Origin of the sequence: Acinetobacter suaedae (genome assembly GCF_008630915.1) — a bacterium.
Taxonomy (GTDB): Bacteria; Pseudomonadota; Gammaproteobacteria; order Pseudomonadales; family Moraxellaceae; genus Acinetobacter; species Acinetobacter suaedae.
The window spans coordinates 2686688-2705564 of record NZ_CP043909.1 but is presented as its reverse complement, the minus strand read 5'-3'; the positions used below and the strand labels follow the sequence as shown (position 1 = coordinate 2705564).

13 protein-coding genes, 2 tRNA genes and 3 rRNA genes are annotated in these 18877 nt (G+C 41.2%); 14 read left to right on the top strand and 4 right to left on the bottom strand.

The annotated features are described in order from the left end of the window. Positions 1-68: 68 nt before the first annotated feature. Positions 69-968 (bottom strand): MlaA family lipoprotein, encoded by a 900-nt coding sequence (locus tag F2A31_RS12495; protein WP_150026635.1) that lies wholly within the window; start codon positions 966-968, stop codon positions 69-71. Between the two features lie 567 nt (positions 969-1535). Between F2A31_RS12495 and F2A31_RS12490 the strand changes: the two genes are divergently transcribed. From F2A31_RS12490 to hisG, 11 genes are all read left to right on the top strand, one after another. Next, positions 1536-3072: ribosomal RNA gene (locus F2A31_RS12490) — 16S ribosomal RNA — on the top strand. A 59-nt stretch (positions 3073-3131) separates the two neighbouring features. Beyond that, positions 3132-3208: transfer RNA gene (locus tag F2A31_RS12485), tRNA-Ile, on the top strand. 71 nt (positions 3209-3279) lie between these two features. Next, positions 3280-3355, top strand: a tRNA-Ala gene (locus F2A31_RS12480). A 330-nt stretch (positions 3356-3685) separates the two neighbouring features. Then, a 23S ribosomal RNA gene (locus F2A31_RS12475) occupies positions 3686-6577 on the top strand. Positions 6578-6818: 241 nt separating this feature from the next. Beyond that, positions 6819-6933 (top strand): 5S ribosomal RNA (gene rrf, locus F2A31_RS12470). Together the 16S, 23S and 5S rRNA genes with 2 tRNA genes alongside form the textbook arrangement of a ribosomal RNA operon. Before the next feature lie 142 nt (positions 6934-7075). Continuing rightward, positions 7076-7411 carry a hypothetical protein gene (locus F2A31_RS12465; protein ID WP_150026634.1) on the top strand — a complete coding sequence of 112 codons (336 nt, stop codon included), beginning with the start codon at positions 7076-7078 and terminating at the stop codon, positions 7409-7411. A gap of 251 nt (positions 7412-7662) precedes the next feature. Next, the gene (locus F2A31_RS12460; RefSeq protein ID WP_150026633.1) at positions 7663-9111 is read left to right on the top strand and encodes an RNA polymerase factor sigma-54; all 1449 of its coding nucleotides are present in this window, start codon (positions 7663-7665) and stop codon (positions 9109-9111) included. Positions 9112-9282: 171 nt separating this feature from the next. After that, on the top strand, positions 9283-9624 hold the full coding sequence (gene hpf / locus F2A31_RS12455) for a ribosome hibernation-promoting factor, HPF/YfiA family (RefSeq protein ID WP_150026632.1): 342 nt from the start codon (positions 9283-9285) through the stop codon (positions 9622-9624). A gap of 138 nt (positions 9625-9762) precedes the next feature. Continuing rightward, positions 9763-10014, top strand: coding sequence for a BolA family iron metabolism protein IbaG (ibaG, locus tag F2A31_RS12450; RefSeq protein ID WP_004637997.1), 252 nt, complete (start codon positions 9763-9765; stop codon positions 10012-10014). Positions 10015-10020: 6 nt separating this feature from the next. Next, a complete protein-coding gene (gene murA, locus F2A31_RS12445) occupies positions 10021-11280 on the top strand; it encodes a UDP-N-acetylglucosamine 1-carboxyvinyltransferase (RefSeq protein ID WP_150026631.1) in 1260 nt (419 codons plus the stop codon). Next, positions 11277-11960 (top strand): ATP phosphoribosyltransferase, encoded by a 684-nt coding sequence (hisG, locus tag F2A31_RS12440; RefSeq protein ID WP_004799890.1) that lies wholly within the window; start codon positions 11277-11279, stop codon positions 11958-11960. The genes murA and hisG overlap by 4 nt, the downstream gene beginning before the upstream one ends. A 43-nt stretch (positions 11961-12003) precedes the next feature. On the opposite strand, the gene F2A31_RS12435 is transcribed toward hisG, so the two are convergent. Together F2A31_RS12435 and F2A31_RS12430 are read right to left on the bottom strand one after the other, a co-directional pair. Beyond that, on the bottom strand, positions 12004-12873 hold the full coding sequence (locus tag F2A31_RS12435) for a sigma factor (RefSeq protein WP_150026630.1): 870 nt from the start codon (positions 12871-12873) through the stop codon (positions 12004-12006). A 6-nt stretch (positions 12874-12879) separates the two neighbouring features. Next, positions 12880-13311, bottom strand: coding sequence for a carboxymuconolactone decarboxylase family protein (locus F2A31_RS12430; protein ID WP_150026629.1), 432 nt, complete (start codon positions 13309-13311; stop codon positions 12880-12882). A gap of 272 nt (positions 13312-13583) precedes the next feature. Between F2A31_RS12430 and hisD the strand changes: the two genes are divergently transcribed. Both hisD and hisC read left to right on the top strand, forming a co-directional pair. Next, positions 13584-14873: a histidinol dehydrogenase gene (hisD, locus tag F2A31_RS12425; protein ID WP_150026628.1), complete on the top strand. Its 1290-nt coding sequence runs from the start codon at positions 13584-13586 to the stop codon at positions 14871-14873. A gap of 142 nt (positions 14874-15015) precedes the next feature. Beyond that, positions 15016-16101 (top strand): histidinol-phosphate transaminase, encoded by a 1086-nt coding sequence (gene hisC / locus F2A31_RS12420; protein WP_150026627.1) that lies wholly within the window; start codon positions 15016-15018, stop codon positions 16099-16101. An 8-nt stretch (positions 16102-16109) separates the two neighbouring features. Here the strand turns inward: hisC and pabB are convergent, their stop codons facing one another. Continuing rightward, positions 16110-17453, bottom strand: a complete 1344-nt coding sequence (pabB, locus tag F2A31_RS12415) for an aminodeoxychorismate synthase component I (protein WP_150026626.1) — start codon at positions 17451-17453, stop codon at positions 16110-16112. A gap of 513 nt (positions 17454-17966) precedes the next feature. Between pabB and filA the strand changes: the two genes are divergently transcribed. Then, on the top strand, positions 17967-18821 hold the full coding sequence (gene filA, locus F2A31_RS12410) for a putative pilus system protein FilA (protein WP_150026625.1): 855 nt from the start codon (positions 17967-17969) through the stop codon (positions 18819-18821). Positions 18822-18877: the final 56 nt, after the last annotated feature.

The following is an 18877-nucleotide window of genomic DNA, read 5'->3' as shown; positions in this document are numbered from 1 at the left end:
AACATAGTGTTACTAAGGTCTAAATAACGTAGTAACACTAAAGTTTGTAAAACAATATTATTAATCAATTACTCAGTATCACTATCAAGTGAGGAATCATCATCAAAATCATCTTCACCATTCACAAAAGAAATATCATTCGAATCACCACGTTTTTCCGCGATTTGGAACGCTTTGCGTTGTAAATAGAAGTCGCGAATCATTGAGTATTTATCGCCTTTGAGTGTTTCCTCAAGATCTAGAATTTGTGAACGTGTATCAATAGCTTGTAGTACATTGGTTGACCAATAAATACCTTCTTGATCATCTAATAAGTATTTTTGTGGGCGACCAAAACTATCTGCAGCTAAACCAAAACCATCACGGAATGTACTTGGACCGAAAAAAGGTAACATGACATACGGACCAGATGGGACGCCATAATAACCAAGAGTTACACCAAAACTTTCTTCTTCAGTGTCTAGACCCAAGCGACGTGCGGGATCTGCAAAACCTAATGTTGTTAATGTATTAATAGTGAAACGCCCTAAAGTTTTTGCTGCACGGCTAGGTTTGCCTTGAATGATTTGGTTGACTGCATTCCAAGGTTCTCCTAAATTTTTTCTAAATTGACGATAGGGACTACGTACCGGTTCTGGAACTTTAGCCGTGTACTGTATAGCGACAGGTTTGAGTAAATTACGATCTAGAGCGTCATTAAAGGTAAAGATTTTACGGTTTAAGCCTTGTAGAGGATCTTTTACTTCATCTGGTTGGGCTGCATTTGCATTTACTTTTAAATCATCTTTAGTTAAATGTTTAAGTTCTTTGATTGCTTGAATTGTGGATACTTTTTGAGTTGTGGTTGTTGGCGTTGATTGCACATCTGTGGTTGAGCTTGTTGCGTTTGCCAATTCATTCTGAGCAAATACGGATGAACATGCTCCAGCAGTTAATAACCCAAGCAAGATAAAATTGGAGTAATGCATATAAATCCTTAATCGCTTTGAGCGAAATACTGTCATAAAGTGATTGCGTCACTTAACGCAATAGCTATGTAAAAGAAATACGATTTAATTATTCATCCTTTATTAAAGCAAATTCACTAACAAAATATAAGAAGAAATGTAAATTTGATCTAAAAACGTTCGCTTAGTAATAAAAAGAAAGAAAAGGGGTTGTGTTGTTATGTGAATGCTGTAGAATGCACATCCATCGGCGGTGATGCAGATAAAAACTTGTTGATAAACAAGGATTTGGCTTAAAGTAGTTAGATTCTTGGTGTGATTGATAAGTTGATAAAATATCTAAATTACCAGTTGACTTTAAAGAAATTTAGAGTAATATAGCCGACCTAGCTTGATGATGACGAATCATCGAGAAGATCATTAAGAGAATAGAAGAACAACTTGTGTGGATTTTTACTGGTTGATCGATCGAATATATTTTCATTGATTAATTGGTTTAAATTTCTCGAAGTTTATTTGAGCGAATATTAAGTCAGTAATTGATGAGCCAGAATTGGCACCTTGTCTTAACTAAGGTGCAAATGATTTTAACTGAAGAGTTTGATCATGGCTCAGATTGAACGCTGGCGGCAGGCTTAACACATGCAAGTCGAGCGGGGGAAGGTGCTTCGGTACTGGACCTAGCGGCGGACGGGTGAGTAATGCTTAGGAATCTGCCTATTAGTGGGGGACAACATTCCGAAAGGAATGCTAATACCGCATACGTCCTACGGGAGAAAGCAGGGGATCTTCGGACCTTGCGCTAATAGATGAGCCTAAGTCGGATTAGCTAGTTGGTGGGGTAAAGGCCTACCAAGGCGACGATCTGTAGCGGGTCTGAGAGGATGATCCGCCACACTGGGACTGAGACACGGCCCAGACTCCTACGGGAGGCAGCAGTGGGGAATATTGGACAATGGGGGGAACCCTGATCCAGCCATGCCGCGTGTGTGAAGAAGGCCTTATGGTTGTAAAGCACTTTAAGCGAGGAGGAGGCTTACCAAGCTAATATCTTGGATAAGTGGACGTTACTCGCAGAATAAGCACCGGCTAACTCTGTGCCAGCAGCCGCGGTAATACAGAGGGTGCGAGCGTTAATCGGATTTACTGGGCGTAAAGCGTGCGTAGGCGGCCATTTAAGTCAAATGTGAAATCCCCGAGCTTAACTTGGGAATTGCATTCGATACTGGATGGCTAGAGTATGGGAGAGGATGGTAGAATTCCAGGTGTAGCGGTGAAATGCGTAGAGATCTGGAGGAATACCGATGGCGAAGGCAGCCATCTGGCCTAATACTGACGCTGAGGTACGAAAGCATGGGGAGCAAACAGGATTAGATACCCTGGTAGTCCATGCCGTAAACGATGTCTACTAGCCGTTGGGGCCTTTGAGGCTTTAGTGGCGCAGCTAACGCGATAAGTAGACCGCCTGGGGAGTACGGTCGCAAGACTAAAACTCAAATGAATTGACGGGGGCCCGCACAAGCGGTGGAGCATGTGGTTTAATTCGATGCAACGCGAAGAACCTTACCTGGCCTTGACATACTAGAAACTTTCCAGAGATGGATTGGTGCCTTCGGGAATCTAGATACAGGTGCTGCATGGCTGTCGTCAGCTCGTGTCGTGAGATGTTGGGTTAAGTCCCGCAACGAGCGCAACCCTTTTCCTTACTTGCCAGCATTTCGGATGGGAACTTTAAGGATACTGCCAGTGACAAACTGGAGGAAGGCGGGGACGACGTCAAGTCATCATGGCCCTTACGGCCAGGGCTACACACGTGCTACAATGGTCGGTACAAAGGGTTGCTACCTAGCGATAGGATGCTAATCTCAAAAAGCCGATCGTAGTCCGGATTGGAGTCTGCAACTCGACTCCATGAAGTCGGAATCGCTAGTAATCGCGGATCAGAATGCCGCGGTGAATACGTTCCCGGGCCTTGTACACACCGCCCGTCACACCATGGGAGTTTGTTGCACCAGAAGTAGCTAGCCTAACTGCAAAGAGGGCGGTTACCACGGTGTGGCCGATGACTGGGGTGAAGTCGTAACAAGGTAGCCGTAGGGGAACCTGCGGCTGGATCACCTCCTTAACGAAAGATTGGTGACTGGTAAGAATCCACAACAAGTTGTTCTTCGAAGATGTATCTGAGGGTCTGTAGCTCAGTTGGTTAGAGCACACGCTTGATAAGCGTGGGGTCACAAGTTCAAGTCTTGTCAGACCCACCACTACTGACGAAGTGATGAATAATCACAAGCTGCTAGATAAAAAGATATATCGTTCATGATGATTGTAAGCTGGGGACTTAGCTTAGTTGGTAGAGCGCCTGCTTTGCACGCAGGAGGTCAGGAGTTCGACTCTCCTAGTCTCCACCACGTACTTTACGAAGTACGAGCTAAAGATTACAGAACTTAGTAAGTTAAACGCTTATTAACTTCTGTGATTTATCACAGTTTACTGCAAGCTGACGAGGCTGTAGTTAATCATTAACAGATTAGTAGAATTGAGTCTGAAATAAATTGTTCACTCAATTCATTCGAAAGAATGAAATTGAGAACTAGCAAAAACACTGAATCAAGCGTTTTGGTATATGAATTTAGATTGAAGCTGTATGGTGATTAAGTTCACAGACAACAAACCAGTAGCAATTAAGTTTGCAACGATAACACTCACTTGTATGTGTTAACGACTGTTTGGGGTTGTATAGTCAAGTAATTAAGTGCATGTGGTGGATGCCTTGGCAGTCAGAGGCGATGAAAGACGTGATAGCCTGCGAAAAGCTCCGGGGAGGCGGCAAATATCCTTTGATCCGGAGATATCTGAATGGGGGAACCCACCCGCTAAAAGGCGGGTATCAATAACTGAATACATAGGTTATTGAAGCGAACGAGGGGAAGTGAAACATCTCAGTACCCTTAGGAAAAGAAATCAATTGAGATTCCCTTAGTAGCGGCGAGCGAACGGGGATCAGCCCATTAAGTTGTGTGTGTTCTAGTGGAACGCTCTGGGAAGTGCGAACGTAGAGGGTGATATTCCCGTACACGAAAGGGCACACACAATGATGACGAGTAGGGCGAGGCACGTGAAACCTTGTCTGAATATGGGGGGACCATCCTCCAAGGCTAAATACTCCTGACTGACCGATAGTGAACCAGTACCGTGAGGGAAAGGCGAAAAGAACCCCTGTGAGGGGAGTGAAATAGATCCTGAAACCGCATGCATACAAGCAGTGGGAGCACCTTCGTGGTGTGACTGCGTACCTTTTGTATAATGGGTCAGCGACTTATATTCAGTAGCGAGGTTAACCGCATAGGGGAGCCGTAGAGAAATCGAGTCTTAATAGGGCGTATAGTTGCTGGGTATAGACCCGAAACCAGGCGATCTATCCATGAGCAGGTTGAAGGTTGGGTAACACTAACTGGAGGACCGAACCCACTGTCGTTGAAAAGCCAGGGGATGACTTGTGGATAGGGGTGAAAGGCTAATCAAGCCTGGTGATAGCTGGTTCTCCCCGAAAGCTATTTAGGTAGCGCCTCGGACGAATACCATTGGGGGTAGAGCACTGTTTCGGCTAGGGGGTCATCCCGACTTACCAAACCGATGCAAACTCCGAATACCGATGAGTACTATCCGGGAGACAGACTGCGGGTGCTAACGTCCGTAGTCAAGAGGAAAACAATCCAGACCGCCAGCTAAGGCCCCAAAATCATAGTTAAGTGGGAAACGATGTGGGAAGGCATAGACAGCTAGGAGGTTGGCTTAGAAGCAGCCACCCTTTAAAGAAAGCGTAATAGCTCACTAGTCGAGTCGGCCTGCGCGGAAGATGTAACGGGGCTAAAACTATGTGCCGAAGCTGCGGATTTGACTTTTAGTCAAGTGGTAGGGGAGCGTTCTGTAAGCCGATGAAGGTGTATTGAGAAGTATGCTGGAGGTATCAGAAGTGCGAATGCTGACGTGAGTAACGACAAAACGGGTGAAAAACCCGTTCGCTGAAAGACCAAGGGTTCCAGTCCAACGTTAATCGGGGCTGGGTGAGTCGACCCCTAAGGCGAGGCCGAGAGGCGTAGTCGATGGGAAATTGGTTAATATTCCAATACTTCTGTGTAATGCGATGAGAGGACGGAGAAGGTTAAGTCAGCCTGGCGTTGGTTGTCCAGGTGGAAGGTTGTAGGCATGTATCTTAGGCAAATCCGGGGTACTCTATGCTGAGAACTGATAGCAAGCTGTACTTGTACAGTGAAGTGGCTGATACCATGCTTCCAGGAAAAGTCTCTAAGCTTCAGTTACACAGGAATCGTACCCGAAACCGACACAGGTGGTCAGGTCGAGTAGACCAAAGCGCTTGAGAGAACTCTGCTGAAGGAACTAGGCAAAATGGTACCGTAACTTCGGGAGAAGGTACGCTGCTGACGGTGATGGGACTTGCTCCCTGAGCTATTGGCAGCCACAGAAACCAGGCCGCTGCAACTGTTTATTAAAAACATAGCACTCTGCAAACACGAAAGTGGACGTATAGGGTGTGATGCCTGCCCGGTGCTGGAAGGTTAATTGATGGGGTTAGCGTAAGCGAAGCTCTTGATCGAAGCCCCAGTAAACGGCGGCCGTAACTATAACGGTCCTAAGGTAGCGAAATTCCTTGTCGGGTAAGTTCCGACCTGCACGAATGGCATAATGATGGCGGCGCTGTCTCCAGCAGAGGCTCAGTGAAATCGAAATCGCTGTGAAGATGCAGTGTACCCGCGGCTAGACGGAAAGACCCCGTGAACCTTTACTGCAGCTTGACATTGAACTTTGACCTTACTTGTGTAGGATAGGTGGGAGGCTTTGAAGTTGGAACGCTAGTTCCAATGGAGCCGTCCTTGAAATACCACCCTGGTAATGTTGAGGTTCTAACTCTGTCCCGTAATCCGGGACGAGGACCATGTCTGGTGGGTAGTTTGACTGGGGCGGTCTCCTCCTAAAGAGTAACGGAGGAGTACGAAGGTGCGCTCAGCGTGGTCGGAAATCACGCGTAGAGTATAAAGGCAAAAGCGCGCTTAACTGCGAGACCCACAAGTCGAGCAGGTACGAAAGTAGGTCTTAGTGATCCGGTGGTTCTGTATGGAAGGGCCATCGCTCAACGGATAAAAGGTACTCTGGGGATAACAGGCTGATACCGCCCAAGAGTTCATATCGACGGCGGTGTTTGGCACCTCGATGTCGGCTCATCTCATCCTGGGGCTGAAGCAGGTCCCAAGGGTATGGCTGTTCGCCATTTAAAGAGGTACGCGAGCTGGGTTTAGAACGTCGTGAGACAGTTCGGTCCCTATCTACCGTGGGCGCTGGAAATTTGAGAGGATCTGCTCCTAGTACGAGAGGACCAGAGTGGACGAACCTCTGGTGTACCGGTTGTGACGCCAGTCGCATCGCCGGGTAGCTATGTTCGGAAGGGATAACCGCTGAAAGCATCTAAGCGGGAAGCCTACCTCAAGATAAGATTTCCCTAGGAATTTATTCCTCTAAAGAGCCGTTCGAGACTAGGACGTTGATAGGTTGGGTGTGGAAGCACGGTGACGTGTGAAGCTGACCAATACTAATTGCTCGTGAGGCTTGACTATACAACACCCAAACAGTTGTTGTATTCAAGATAAATTCAATACATAACTTGATTTAGTGTTAAAACTAGTTACAATACAGACTCATGAGCGAGGATAAGCAAAGATTAATAATCTTTGCCCGAGCGCAAGACATAAAGCTATGCTTTATGTTCTACTAATCCGTTAATAACTCTTTCGGTACTAAGTGGCATGAACTTAATAATAAGTTTAAAAGTAAGACCACCCAAAGCCAAAACAGTTTGCTGGCGACAATAGCAAGAGTGAACCACCTGATCCCTTCCCGAACTCAGAAGTGAAACCTCTTCGCGCTGATGGTAGTGTGGCACTTGCCATGTGAGAGTAAGTCATCGCCAGCTTTTAAATTCAAACACCCCCAACCTAATGGCTGGGGGTGTTTTTTATGGCCAGTGGAAAAAGAAAAATAGAAGCCAATATTTAACGAGTCGTGCTATTTTTATCCTAATTAGATGCTAAATAAGAAATGCTATTAGGAGTGATATGATTCTCTATGAACTTTTATCTGCTATTGGAATTGTCTATTTAGGTTTTTTAGTATGGAAGTCGTTAGAAAAACCTAAGAAAAAATATCAAGCACCTCGAGTTATTCGCGAATGGATATTGGGTGATCCTGAAGGTGAGCTATATGTAGCGTATATTACATCAGATCAAAAGGTCTGGTCTGCTTGTGGACGATATGCAATGTCTTCCGGTTCAACGAGTACGACTTGGTCTAACTTTCTAGCAGGCGACCTAAATGATCTTGTGCGAAGAACAATGGGGCAGAAAGTGCTCGAAGAAATGCATGAGTGTCTTAAGCAACAAAATATAAAGTAGTTGATATTTCTTCACTATAAAAGATGTCGTCTGCTCTGATAAGCGTTTCTATTTAACTTGAACTATTATTTTTTAAGAGAGTACTGAGGTAAAGGTTGACTCGGTATTACAATAAATATTTATACTTTCGCTAGTTTTTTGAACAGATAAGTCATTAGAAAGGAATTTTCCTTGTATGCGTAAACATTACTTTATGTTATAAATATTTTTATGGGCATGTTTTTTGCTTGTTTAATTAAAAGGAAGGCTCTATGAAATTATCTGTTGGATTGAAAGTTGCGAATAGTTTGTCGTTAACTCCTCAATTACAGCAGGCGATTCGTCTTCTACAGCTATCAAGCTTAGAGCTGGAACAAGAAATTCAAATTCAGCTTGATAGTAACCCCTTACTGGAAAAAATAGAAGAATCAGGAACAACAGAAAGTCTTTCTGCACTGGAAAGTAAAGAAAATGCTGATTTGACGACGGAGTTAAATGCAGATCATTTGCCAAACGATTTGCCTGTTGATACAGAGTGGGATGATGTTTATACACACCAATCAACAGCACTGGGATCTCCTGAATATGAAGAGCGAGAAGATAATCGACAGGTTCAACATAATTTAAAAGAACATATTTTAGAACAAGTTAATTTATTGCATTTTTCCTCTATTGATAAGTTAATCGCTTATTGCATTGTTGACTCTCTTGATGAAAAGGGCTTTTTAGATGCTGAACTTGAAGATATTCAATTGGCAACTACACGCTTTTTAGAGGAGATGGACAGCGATGAAGAGATTGAATTGGATGAAATTATCGTTGTTCTTAAACATATTCAACACTTAGATCCGATTGGGGTAGGCTCGAGAAATTTAGCCGAATGTTTAAGAATTCAACTTGAAGCATTGAATGAGCATGCGCCCTATGTGAGTGAGGCGAAGAATCTTCTTAAATATTACGAGTTGCTTATTTCAAATGATTTGAATAAATTATTGAAACAAACTGGCTTGTCAAAAGAACAATTAAAGTCGGCAGTTGATTTGTTAAGAACATTAAAGCCTTATCCTGGTCTAGAATTTAATCAACAAGAGTCGGATTATCAAGTTCCCGATGTGGTCGTTGCGAAAAAGGATCAGCATTGGCAAGTACAGCTCAATCCAGATGTTATGCCAAAATTACGTATTAATTCTTTTTACTCTGGAATGATTCGTCGTGCGGATCAAAGTGATGATAATGTCTATTTACGTAATCAAATGCTTGAGGCAAAGAATTTTATAAAAAGTATCGATGAGCGCCATAAAACATTATTAAAGGTTGCGACCTGTATTGTTGAGCATCAACGGGCATTTTTAGAGCAAGGTCCTGAAGCGATGAAACCTTTGGTTTTACGCGATGTGGCGGAAGAGGTGGAATTGCATGAGTCCACCGTTTCCCGTGTGACGACCAATAAATATATGCTTACGCCACGTGGTCTATTCGAATTGAAATACTTTTTTTCTAGTCATGTGGGAACAACCACAGGTGGGGAAGCATCTTCTACTGCAATCCGCGCTATGATCAAAAAGCTAGTTTCAAATGAGAATCCATGTAAGCCGTTGTCAGATAACGCAATTGCTGAACTGTTGAAAGTGGAAGGGATTGAGGTCGCACGACGCACGGTCGCAAAATATCGAGAATCGTTACATATTCCATCATCTTCTGAAAGAAAAGTCTTGATCTGAATTTCAAGGTGTGACTATTCTAGGGATTCATTATTACGAAATAATGAATCTTTTAATGATCACTAGAGGAGTCGCTGAAAATGATTTAATGGATATTGAACCAACAAAATGTGCATTAAATTTGCTTAAGCGACGGTCTTGAATCCTGAGAAAAAGGTGAGGGATAGAATTATGCAAATAACAATTCGTGGACACCATTTAACTATTACACCAGCAATTGAAGAAAATATAAAAGCGAAGTTCAGCCAAATGACCAAGCATCTAGATCAAGTGAATAGTATGCAGATCAAGTTGGCCAAAGATCATCAGGTAGATAAACGATCACATAAGGGGAGTGCAAATCATATTGCAGAGGCGATTATCCGTCTTCCTGGGGTGGAATTATTTGCACAAGCAACAGCTGATGATATGTATACTTCGATTAAGAAATTAACAGATAAATTAAAAAGACAACTTGCAAAACATAGAAAAATACAATGTTCTTATCAACATGAGCTTGCACTTTTAAGTTGATTTTTATTTTTATAAAGAGGCTTTTTGTTGAGCCTCTTTTTTTTATTGATAAAAAAAGAAGCTGTGTACTGAATTATGAGAAAAAGTTATAGTAAAATAACGCGTTTTACACCAATGGTTGTATAAGAGGTCTTGGTAATGAATAGTGAGCAGCTCACGCAAATTTTAAAAGAAGCTTTCCCTGAAGCAGAAGTAGCAGTGAGCGGACAAGCTGGAAAATTTGACCTACGTATTGTTGATGATCAGTTTGAAGGTAAACGTACCGTTAGTCGTCAACAAGCCGTTTATGCACCTTTAAATTCTTATATTGCGAGTGGTGCAGTCCATGCTGTAACGATTCGTGCAATGACAAAAGACGAATGGCGCAAAGCAAGCCTTTTCGGAGCTTAAATATTAATGGATAAATTTTTAATTACGGGCGGTGTTAAGCTCGAGGGTGAAGTGCGCATTTCTGGTGCTAAAAATGCAGCTTTACCTTTACTTGCAGCGATGATTCTAGCTGATTCTCCGATTACGCTTACCAATGTTCCAAATCTAAAAGATGTAAATACATTAGTAAAATTAATTGCTGGTCTCGGTGTGACCATGAGTTATGAAGGTGATACTGTTCGAGCTGATGCTTCAACATTAGACAATCAGTTTGCACCTTATGAACTGGTAAAAACCATGCGTGCTTCAATCTTGGTGCTTGGACCATTATTGGCGCGCTATGGAAATGCAAAAGTATCATTACCAGGTGGTTGTGCAATTGGCTCACGTCCTGTGGATCAACATTTAAAAGCTTTAGAAGCTTTAGGTGCACATATTGAAGTTGAAAATGGTTATGTTCATGCATCAGTTGATGGTCGCTTGAAGGGTGGCGAAGTCATTTTTGATATGGTTACCGTGGGTGGTACCGAAAATATCTTGATGGCAGCAGCATTAGCAGAGGGTGTAACCACGATTCGTAATGCAGCGCGTGAGCCTGAAATCACTGACCTTGCGCAAATGCTGATCAAAATGGGTGCTAAAATTGAAGGTTTAGATACCGATACGCTTGTAGTTACAGGTGTTGAAAGCTTGCATGGCTGTGAATATGCTGTGGTTGCTGATCGTATCGAAACGGGTTCATATTTAGCTGCTGCTGCGATTACAGGCGGTCGAGTCAAAACAACACATACTGATCCTAGCTTGCTTGAAGCTGTGTTGGATAAGTTTGAGGAAATGGGTGCAGAAGTCACGCGTGGTGATGACTGGATTGAGTTGGATATGCTGGGTAAACGCCCTAAAGCAGTGAGCTTTAGAACATTACCTCATCCTGAATTTCCAACTGATATGCAGGCACAAATCATGGCAGTTAATGCGGTTGGTCGCGGTTTTGCCACAATTTCAGAAACGATTTTCGAAAACCGTTTTATGCATGTTCCTGAACTTTCACGTATGGGTGCTAACATTCAAGTCGAAGGACATGATGCGGTTGTAACAGGGGTCGAAAAACTTCAAGCAGCGCCTGTAATGGCAACTGATTTACGAGCTTCTTTCTCTTTAGTTCTTGCTGCATTGGTTGCAGAGGGGGAAACGTTAGTTGATCGTATCTACCATATAGATCGTGGTTATGAACACGTGGAAGAAAAGTTGCAAAGTTTAGGTGCTCAGATTAAGCGAGTAAAAGGATGAATGACTTAAGAAACGATGATCCAAATTTTGATGTGATGGGCAATTTTGATCATGGTTTAACTTTAGCACTCAGTAAAGGTCGTATCTTAAAGGAAACATTACCGTTACTAGAAAATGCAGGTATCAATCTACTTGAAGATCCTGATAAATCTCGTAAATTAATTTTTCCAACCACTCATAAGAAAGTTCGTATTTTAATTTTACGTGCTTCTGATGTACCGACTTATGTCGAAAATGGTGCAGCTGATTTTGGTGTGGCGGGCAAAGATGTATTGATGGAACATGGTGCACAACATGTTTATGAGTTGCTTGATCTAAAAATTGCAAACTGTAAGTTAATGACTGCAGGTAAAGTGGGTATGGAACGTCCGAAAGGTCGTTTAAAGATCGCGACTAAATATGTCAATTTAACCCGTCAATACTATGCAAGCTTAGGTGAGCAGGTTGATGTGATTAAACTTTACGGATCAATGGAACTTGCACCTTTGGTTGGTTTAGGTGATTACATTGTTGACGTGGTAGATACAGGTAATACTTTACGTGCCAATGGTTTGGAACCTTTGGAAGAAATTTGCAAAGTATCATCTCGCTTGATCGTCAACAAAGCAAGTTTTAAGCGTAAACAAGCTTTACTCAATCCAATTCTGACGCAGCTTGAGCAGGCGATTAATAATCGCTAAAAATCTCGAATGAATGTTGAAGGTCAACTAAGGTTGGCCTTTTTTATTTGAGTTTTTCTGGGTTGCGCAAAACATAAATGTTGGAGATGTGTTGTTGATCAAAATGAAAAGTTAGTACGATCACACAATGATGTTGCTGATCATATAGTTTGAAACCGATATTGCCATTCAAATAACACATTTCCCAAGATAACTCAGTCCATGCTTGAAATAGTAAACGTTCAAAAAAGCGTAGTACACTGGTCAGATCTGTAAAGGGTTGTCGAATTGCGGAAACTTTACCACCGCCATCGGCTGCAAATAAAATATCTTCACTTAAAAGTGCTTTAAGTTGATCTAGATCGTGTGAATGAATCGCATCTTTGAATGCATTCAGTAAAGTTATCTGATGAGAAGTCGGTATGGTCGAAAGTACTTTGGGCTGCTCTGCAATCCGTTTCTTACTGCGAGTCACCAATTGGCGACAATAATTTTGCTGTTCTAAAAGTATGTCTGAAATTTCAGCGTAATCAAGATTGAATATCTCATGCAATATATAAGCGGCACGCTCTTTGACAGACAGTTTTTCTAAGATGAGCAGAAAGGCAGTGGAAAGGGTGTAATCGGATTCGACCAATAACTCTTCAGTATGATGATAGGGTTCAGGCAACCATGTTCCGATATAATCTGTCCGAGATTTGTGATGAGAGCGCAATAGATCGATACAATGTCTTGTGCATATGGTGGTAAGCCAAGCTTGTGGATGGATAATTTCATGTTTGGGTTGTTGTTGCCATTTGATAAAAATATCCTGTAATGCATCCTCTGCATCACTTGTTGAACCTAAAAGTCGATAGGCAAGACCAAACAGAAATGTTCGGCTTGCCTGAAATAGATTTAAGTCGTCTTGACTAAAATTGGTTGATTTATTCATTTAATTTTAGTGTTGAGAAATGCCGATACGATTCCATAAATTAATCATGCCAATCAATAAAGTTAAAGCAGAGATTTGCTGTTCATTGAAGTATTTAAGTAACTCGACACGAAGTGGTTGGTAATCTGTTTGCGATTGTAAATGGGTGAGTGCTTCTACCCAAGCAAATGCAGCTTTCTCTTGCGCACTAAAATCCGAACAATGACGCCAAACAATCAAGCGATCTAAACGTGTTTGTGTTTCCCCGTCGGCTAGCGCCTCAGCAATGTGCATTTTGATGCAAAAGGCACATTGATTGATTTGTGAGGCTTGTAGCAGAACAAGATGATAGAGTGATCGTTCAAGTAAAGCAGAATCGTCAATATTTTGATGTACTTGATAGAGAGACCGAATTGCTTCTGGTAAATGTGTTTTCGGATGAGTATTTAGCGTTGCCATTTTTAATATTCCTCGTATAAATCAATAGCGCTACTAAATTGACGACTCAGAAAGTGAAGTTGTGACAGAAAATTAAAAATATTTTATAAGTTATTATTTTTATTTAATAAATTTTATTATTATTTATTGATATTTTGTCTGGATGAAATGGTGTGCATGATTTATCGAAGAACTCGCTTTTTACTATTGATTTTTTAAGCAGATATTGCCCCCACAAATCTGATTAAAAAGAGTAAACTTAGCGTTCTCTTTTTCACCTTGTGGGTAAATTGATGCGACGTTTATCGACTCAGGATCAGAATTTTAAACAAACATTTGCTGAGCTTTTGGCATTTGAAACTGTGAATGATCCTCAATTAATTCAAACTGTAGACCAGATTATTGCAGATGTTCGTCAGTATGGCGATGATCATGTACTTAAGTTAACGCAGCAGTTCGATCGACATCCAGCGCATCAATTTTCTGATTTAGAACTGACACAAGCACAACTTAAGACTGCCTTTGATGGTTTAAGTACTGAAATTCGTGAAGCCTTAGAGTTGGCAGCAAAACGTATTCGTTCATTCCATCAGGCGCAGAAGCAAGAGGGTTGGACTTACGTAGATGAACTAGGTAATACCTTAGGACAGAAGGTTACTCCGCTTGATCGAGTGGGAATCTATGTGCCTGGTGGATTAGCATCTTACCCATCCTCTGTGCTGATGAATGCTTTACCCGCACATGTAGCGGGTGTACCTGAAATTATTATGGTGGTTCCAGCACCGAATGGTGAACTTAATCCCTTGGTTTTAGCTGCAGCGCATTTGGCTGGTGTTAGTCGAGTTTTTACCATTGGTGGTGCGCAGGCTGTTGCTGCGTTGGCGTATGGCACACAGACCATTCCTCCTGTAGACAAAATTACTGGACCAGGCAATCGATTTGTTGCAGCAGCGAAACGTGCTGTATTTGGTCAAGTCGGTATTGATATGATCGCAGGGCCTTCTGAAATTTTGGTCTATGCCGAAGGTGAAAATAATGCCGATTGGTTAGCGATGGATGTGTTATCTCAAGCTGAACACGATACAGTTGCTCAAGCGATTTTTATTACACCTGATGAGGCACTTCTCAATGCCGTTGAAGCTGCGATTGAAAAACATTTAAATGAATTACCAAAAGCAGAAATTGCGCGAACTTCAATTCAAAATCGCGGTGCATTGGTATTGGTCAAAGACCGTGCTGAAGCGATTGAACTGATCAACCAAGTGGCCCCTGAGCATTTGGAGCTTTGTTTGGATGAGGCTGAATTGATGAGTCAAGACATTCGTCATGCAGGTGCGATCTTTATGGGACGTTATACACCAGAAGCAATCGGAGACTATTGTGCGGGACCAAACCACGTCTTGCCAACATCGGGCACCGCACGTTTCTCATCACCATTAGGTGTGTATGATTTTCAAAAGCGTTCAAGCTTGATTATGTGTTCAAGAGATGGGGTTAAAACCTTGGCAAAAACTGCTGATGTACTCGCAGTACAAGAAAATCTTGATGCTCACGCACGTTCAGCACGTTACCGTTACCAATAATGTAAATAAAAACCTCTCCCTAGCTCTCTTCTAAAAAGTAGAGGGCGTAGGCCACATGAGCAAACTGAATCAAATGATGGCTTAAGTCGAAGATTCCTCTTCTTTGGGGAGAGGTTAGGAGAGGGCTGAAAGAGAAATTAAAATGACATTTACTACAGAACAAATGCGTTTTTGGAGTCCTGAGGTTCGTGAATTAGAGCCCTATGTGCCTGGTGAACAACCAAAAATTCAGAATTTACTTAAACTGAATACCAATGAAAATCCATATCCGCCTTCACCAAAGGTGGTGGAAGCCGTTCAAGCTGTATTATCCAATCAAGCCGATGCTTTACGTCTATATCCTGATCCAGATGCAACTGCATTAAAACAAGCGATTGCAAAACAGCAAAATGTGGATGTTGAGCAAGTTTTTGTTGGTAATGGTTCGGATGAGGTGTTGGCTCATATCTTTAAAGCATTCTTTATTCAAAAAGAACCGATCCTTTATCCTGATATTACTTATAGTTTTTATCCTGTTTATAGTCAGTTTTTTAGGATTGAAACGAAGCAAATTCCATTGAATGAAATGTTTGAAATAGATGTTTCAGATTATCAACAAGAAAATGGAGGCATCATTATTACCAACCCCAATGCGCCTACAAGTATTGCGTTAGGATTGGCGGAGATAGAAAAAGTATTACAGGCAAATCCAAATCGTGTGGTTGTAATAGATGAAGCTTATGTCGATTTTGGTGCTGAGACAGCTGTTCAATTAGTCAGTCGTTATGACAATCTCGTTGTTTGCCAAACGACATCTAAGTCACGTTCGCTTGCGGGTCTGCGTGTGGGTTTTGCGATTGCACAAAGTCATTTAATTGCTGCACTTGAAGCGGTAAAAAATAGTTTTAACTCTTATCCAATTGATCGTTTCGCGATTGCAGCAGCAGTCGCTTCATTTGAAGATCAAGGTTATTTTGAAGCACAATGCCAAAAAGTGATTCAAAGTCGAGAGAAATTGGTTAATGATTTAAATACGCTTGGCTTCAACATTTTACCGTCAAAGGCAAATTTTATTTTTGCTACTCACCCTCAACATGATGCAGCACAGCTTGCTCAGCAGCTTCGTGAACAGGGAATTATTGTTCGTTATTTTAATAAACCAAGAATTAATCAATTCTTGCGTATCACGATCGGTACGGATGAGCAAAATCAACGTTTGGTTGAGACGCTCAAAACAAAGATATTATAAACCGATATTTATTTTTCGGATTGCTGCCATGTATTGAGTAAATCAAGCATGGCAGAAATTTTATCAAAACATTCTTGATACTCTGCTTCTGCATCTGATGCGATCGTAATACCGCCTCCAGCCCACATCGATAATTCATTTTGATATTTTTGAATACTACGAATCAAAATATTCCAACGGCCCGTCCCATCAAAATTAAAATAACCGAGACTACCGCAATATGCACCACGCGGAGCACCTTCTAACTCCTCAATGATTTGCATAGCACGAATTTTAGGTGCACCCGTAATCGAGCCCCCAGGGAGGGCGGACAGCAACATTTGCATTGGGTTGATTTCCTCTTTTAATGTTGCCGTGATTTCACTGACCATATGATGAACTTGGTTAAAGCTTTCGATTTCAAACAGTTTTGTTGTTTCTACTGATCCTGTTTCGGCATATACACTTAAATCATTTCGCAGTAAATCTACAATCATCACATTTTCAGCTTGATCTTTTTCAGATTGGCTCAGCTTATTCTTCGAAATTTGATCCTGTTTAGGGTCATTAAAGCGTGGCATGGTGCCTTTGATTGGGCGTGTTTTGACTTTTCGCTCGGCTTGAAACTCAATAAATAGTTCTGGAGAGCAACTCAGTAACTCAAAATCATTTATATTAAGATATCCAGCATAAGGCGCATGCGTGAGTTCCCATAAAGCATTGGCCTGACCTAATAATGATCCTTCGACTTTCGCTTTAAATTCTTGTGTTAGATTGATTTGATAACAATCACCAGCTTTAATATATTCTTCGACTTGATCAAAAGCATCCATATATTGTTGCTTTGACCAGCGTGGATGACATTTTGAAACTAAGTTAAGTTTCACATTTTTTTTGGGTTGTTCTAAGCGATGACAAATTTGATCATAAATGTACTGTGCTTCGTCTTCATCGCTATGAAAATACCAAGCATTATTTTGAAACTTTAAGAACGTTTGATATTTTCCTAAGAAAAAACAAGGTTGTGAGCGGATAGTGTTATTAATATTTTGTTGTGCGGCATAGTCATAACTAAAAAAACCAATATAGCCGCCTTGGAAGTTGACATTATTTCCCTTTGCTGGTGTGGTTGGGTTTAAATTGGTGAATTCTATAATAGATGTTGCAATTTTCTTTTGATATTGGTCAAACTCGATGCGATCAAATTGTTGTAGTGTTGAATGTTCAATAATCAGGAATGCTTTTGGCGAAAATGCAATAACTGGATTGTTTTGATCATGCAAATAGGTTAAACCAGTCAGCCCCTTTAATTGCAAGAGTAAGTCAAATGCAGATGTAAATTGCGTGTTAAGCTTGTGATTAAAAGAGGGCATAAAACAACAATGACTTCATCTATATTTGAAGTATCGAATTGTACTACAACCAATGGAAATCTACCGATACGTCAGATTAAAAAAACATCGGATATTTGCTTAGATGAATATTGAAAATAAATTTTAATCGAACTAATTTTTATGTGTATCCTAGATGCTGTTTTGTATTTTGTTACATCCATGGTATTGAGCTTCTGTCGGTAGTTTAGAGCAATTTTCTTGAAAATGTCCACTTGAAAACAGGTATCTATTTTTATAAATAATTATATATTTCATTGGCTTATTTGTGTTGTGTGCTTTTAAGTTGTTTTCTTAATGATTCAGCCGTTTATCGGTTTATTGGTAAAAAACATTTAACAGGAGTTGAACATAAAATAACAAACGAGTAATTTAGTACTTGCTAAGCGAACTACTCAAGGATTGGAAGTTCAGGTTGTCATTAAAGAAAAAACGACAGTGGACAGTTTAGAGTAGTGAAAGTCAAAAAAATAAATGCTCTTGGGAGAGTGCTCAATGAAAATGTTTACTAAACTAGTTTTAGTTTCTTCAATGGCGATTAGCGCAAATGCAATGGCTATGCAGTCAATGGACGATGCTGCACTAAGCGCTGCAACAGGTCAAGATGGGATTAATATCGGTATCGCTTTAGGTTCTGCTGGTATCTCTATCGATAAATTATATATTCACGATAATGATGGTTTGGATACTGCAACAGGCATTACTGGTGCAACAGGTGTAGCAGGTGCGATTGCAATTGATGGCCTTTCAATCACTCAAGTTGATCCAAACACAAATTTACTTGATTTAGTGATTGATACAGATGCTGGTACATCTGGCGAAGCATTCCTCAACATCGCTGCAAGTGTTGGTGCAGTAGATATTAGCATTGGTTCAATTGGTGTTGCACCATCAAACGGTGCTAGTTTGACTGATACTACGACAGCTGTTCGTGGTGTAACAGGCACACCAACTGAAATTTTGACAGGATTAGACCTATCTTTAGGTGCGATTTCTGCCAATGTTCAATTGGGTGCTACACCACAAGGTGCGATGATCAAGTTAGATTCAACTCTACAAGGTGGTTTAACGATTTCTAATCTTGGTATTAATGATGCTGCTGGCGGTGGTCAAATCTATCTAGATAATATCTATGTACGTGGTACGGGTAACACTACTGGTGATCTTAACATCGATACAGATATTTCTGTGACAACTTCAGGTCTTCAGTTGAAAAACAACAGTACTCAAGGTATGAATGTTTACTTACAGGGTGTACGTTTAGGTAGCAGTGCTGCAGCGTCTATTGGTGATGTTGAAGTACAAGGTCTTAATGTCGGTTCTTCGACAATTACGATTTCTGGTCACTAATCAGTTTCCAAGCGAAAAAAGCGCACTATGCGCTTTTTTTGTATCTGAAGAATAAA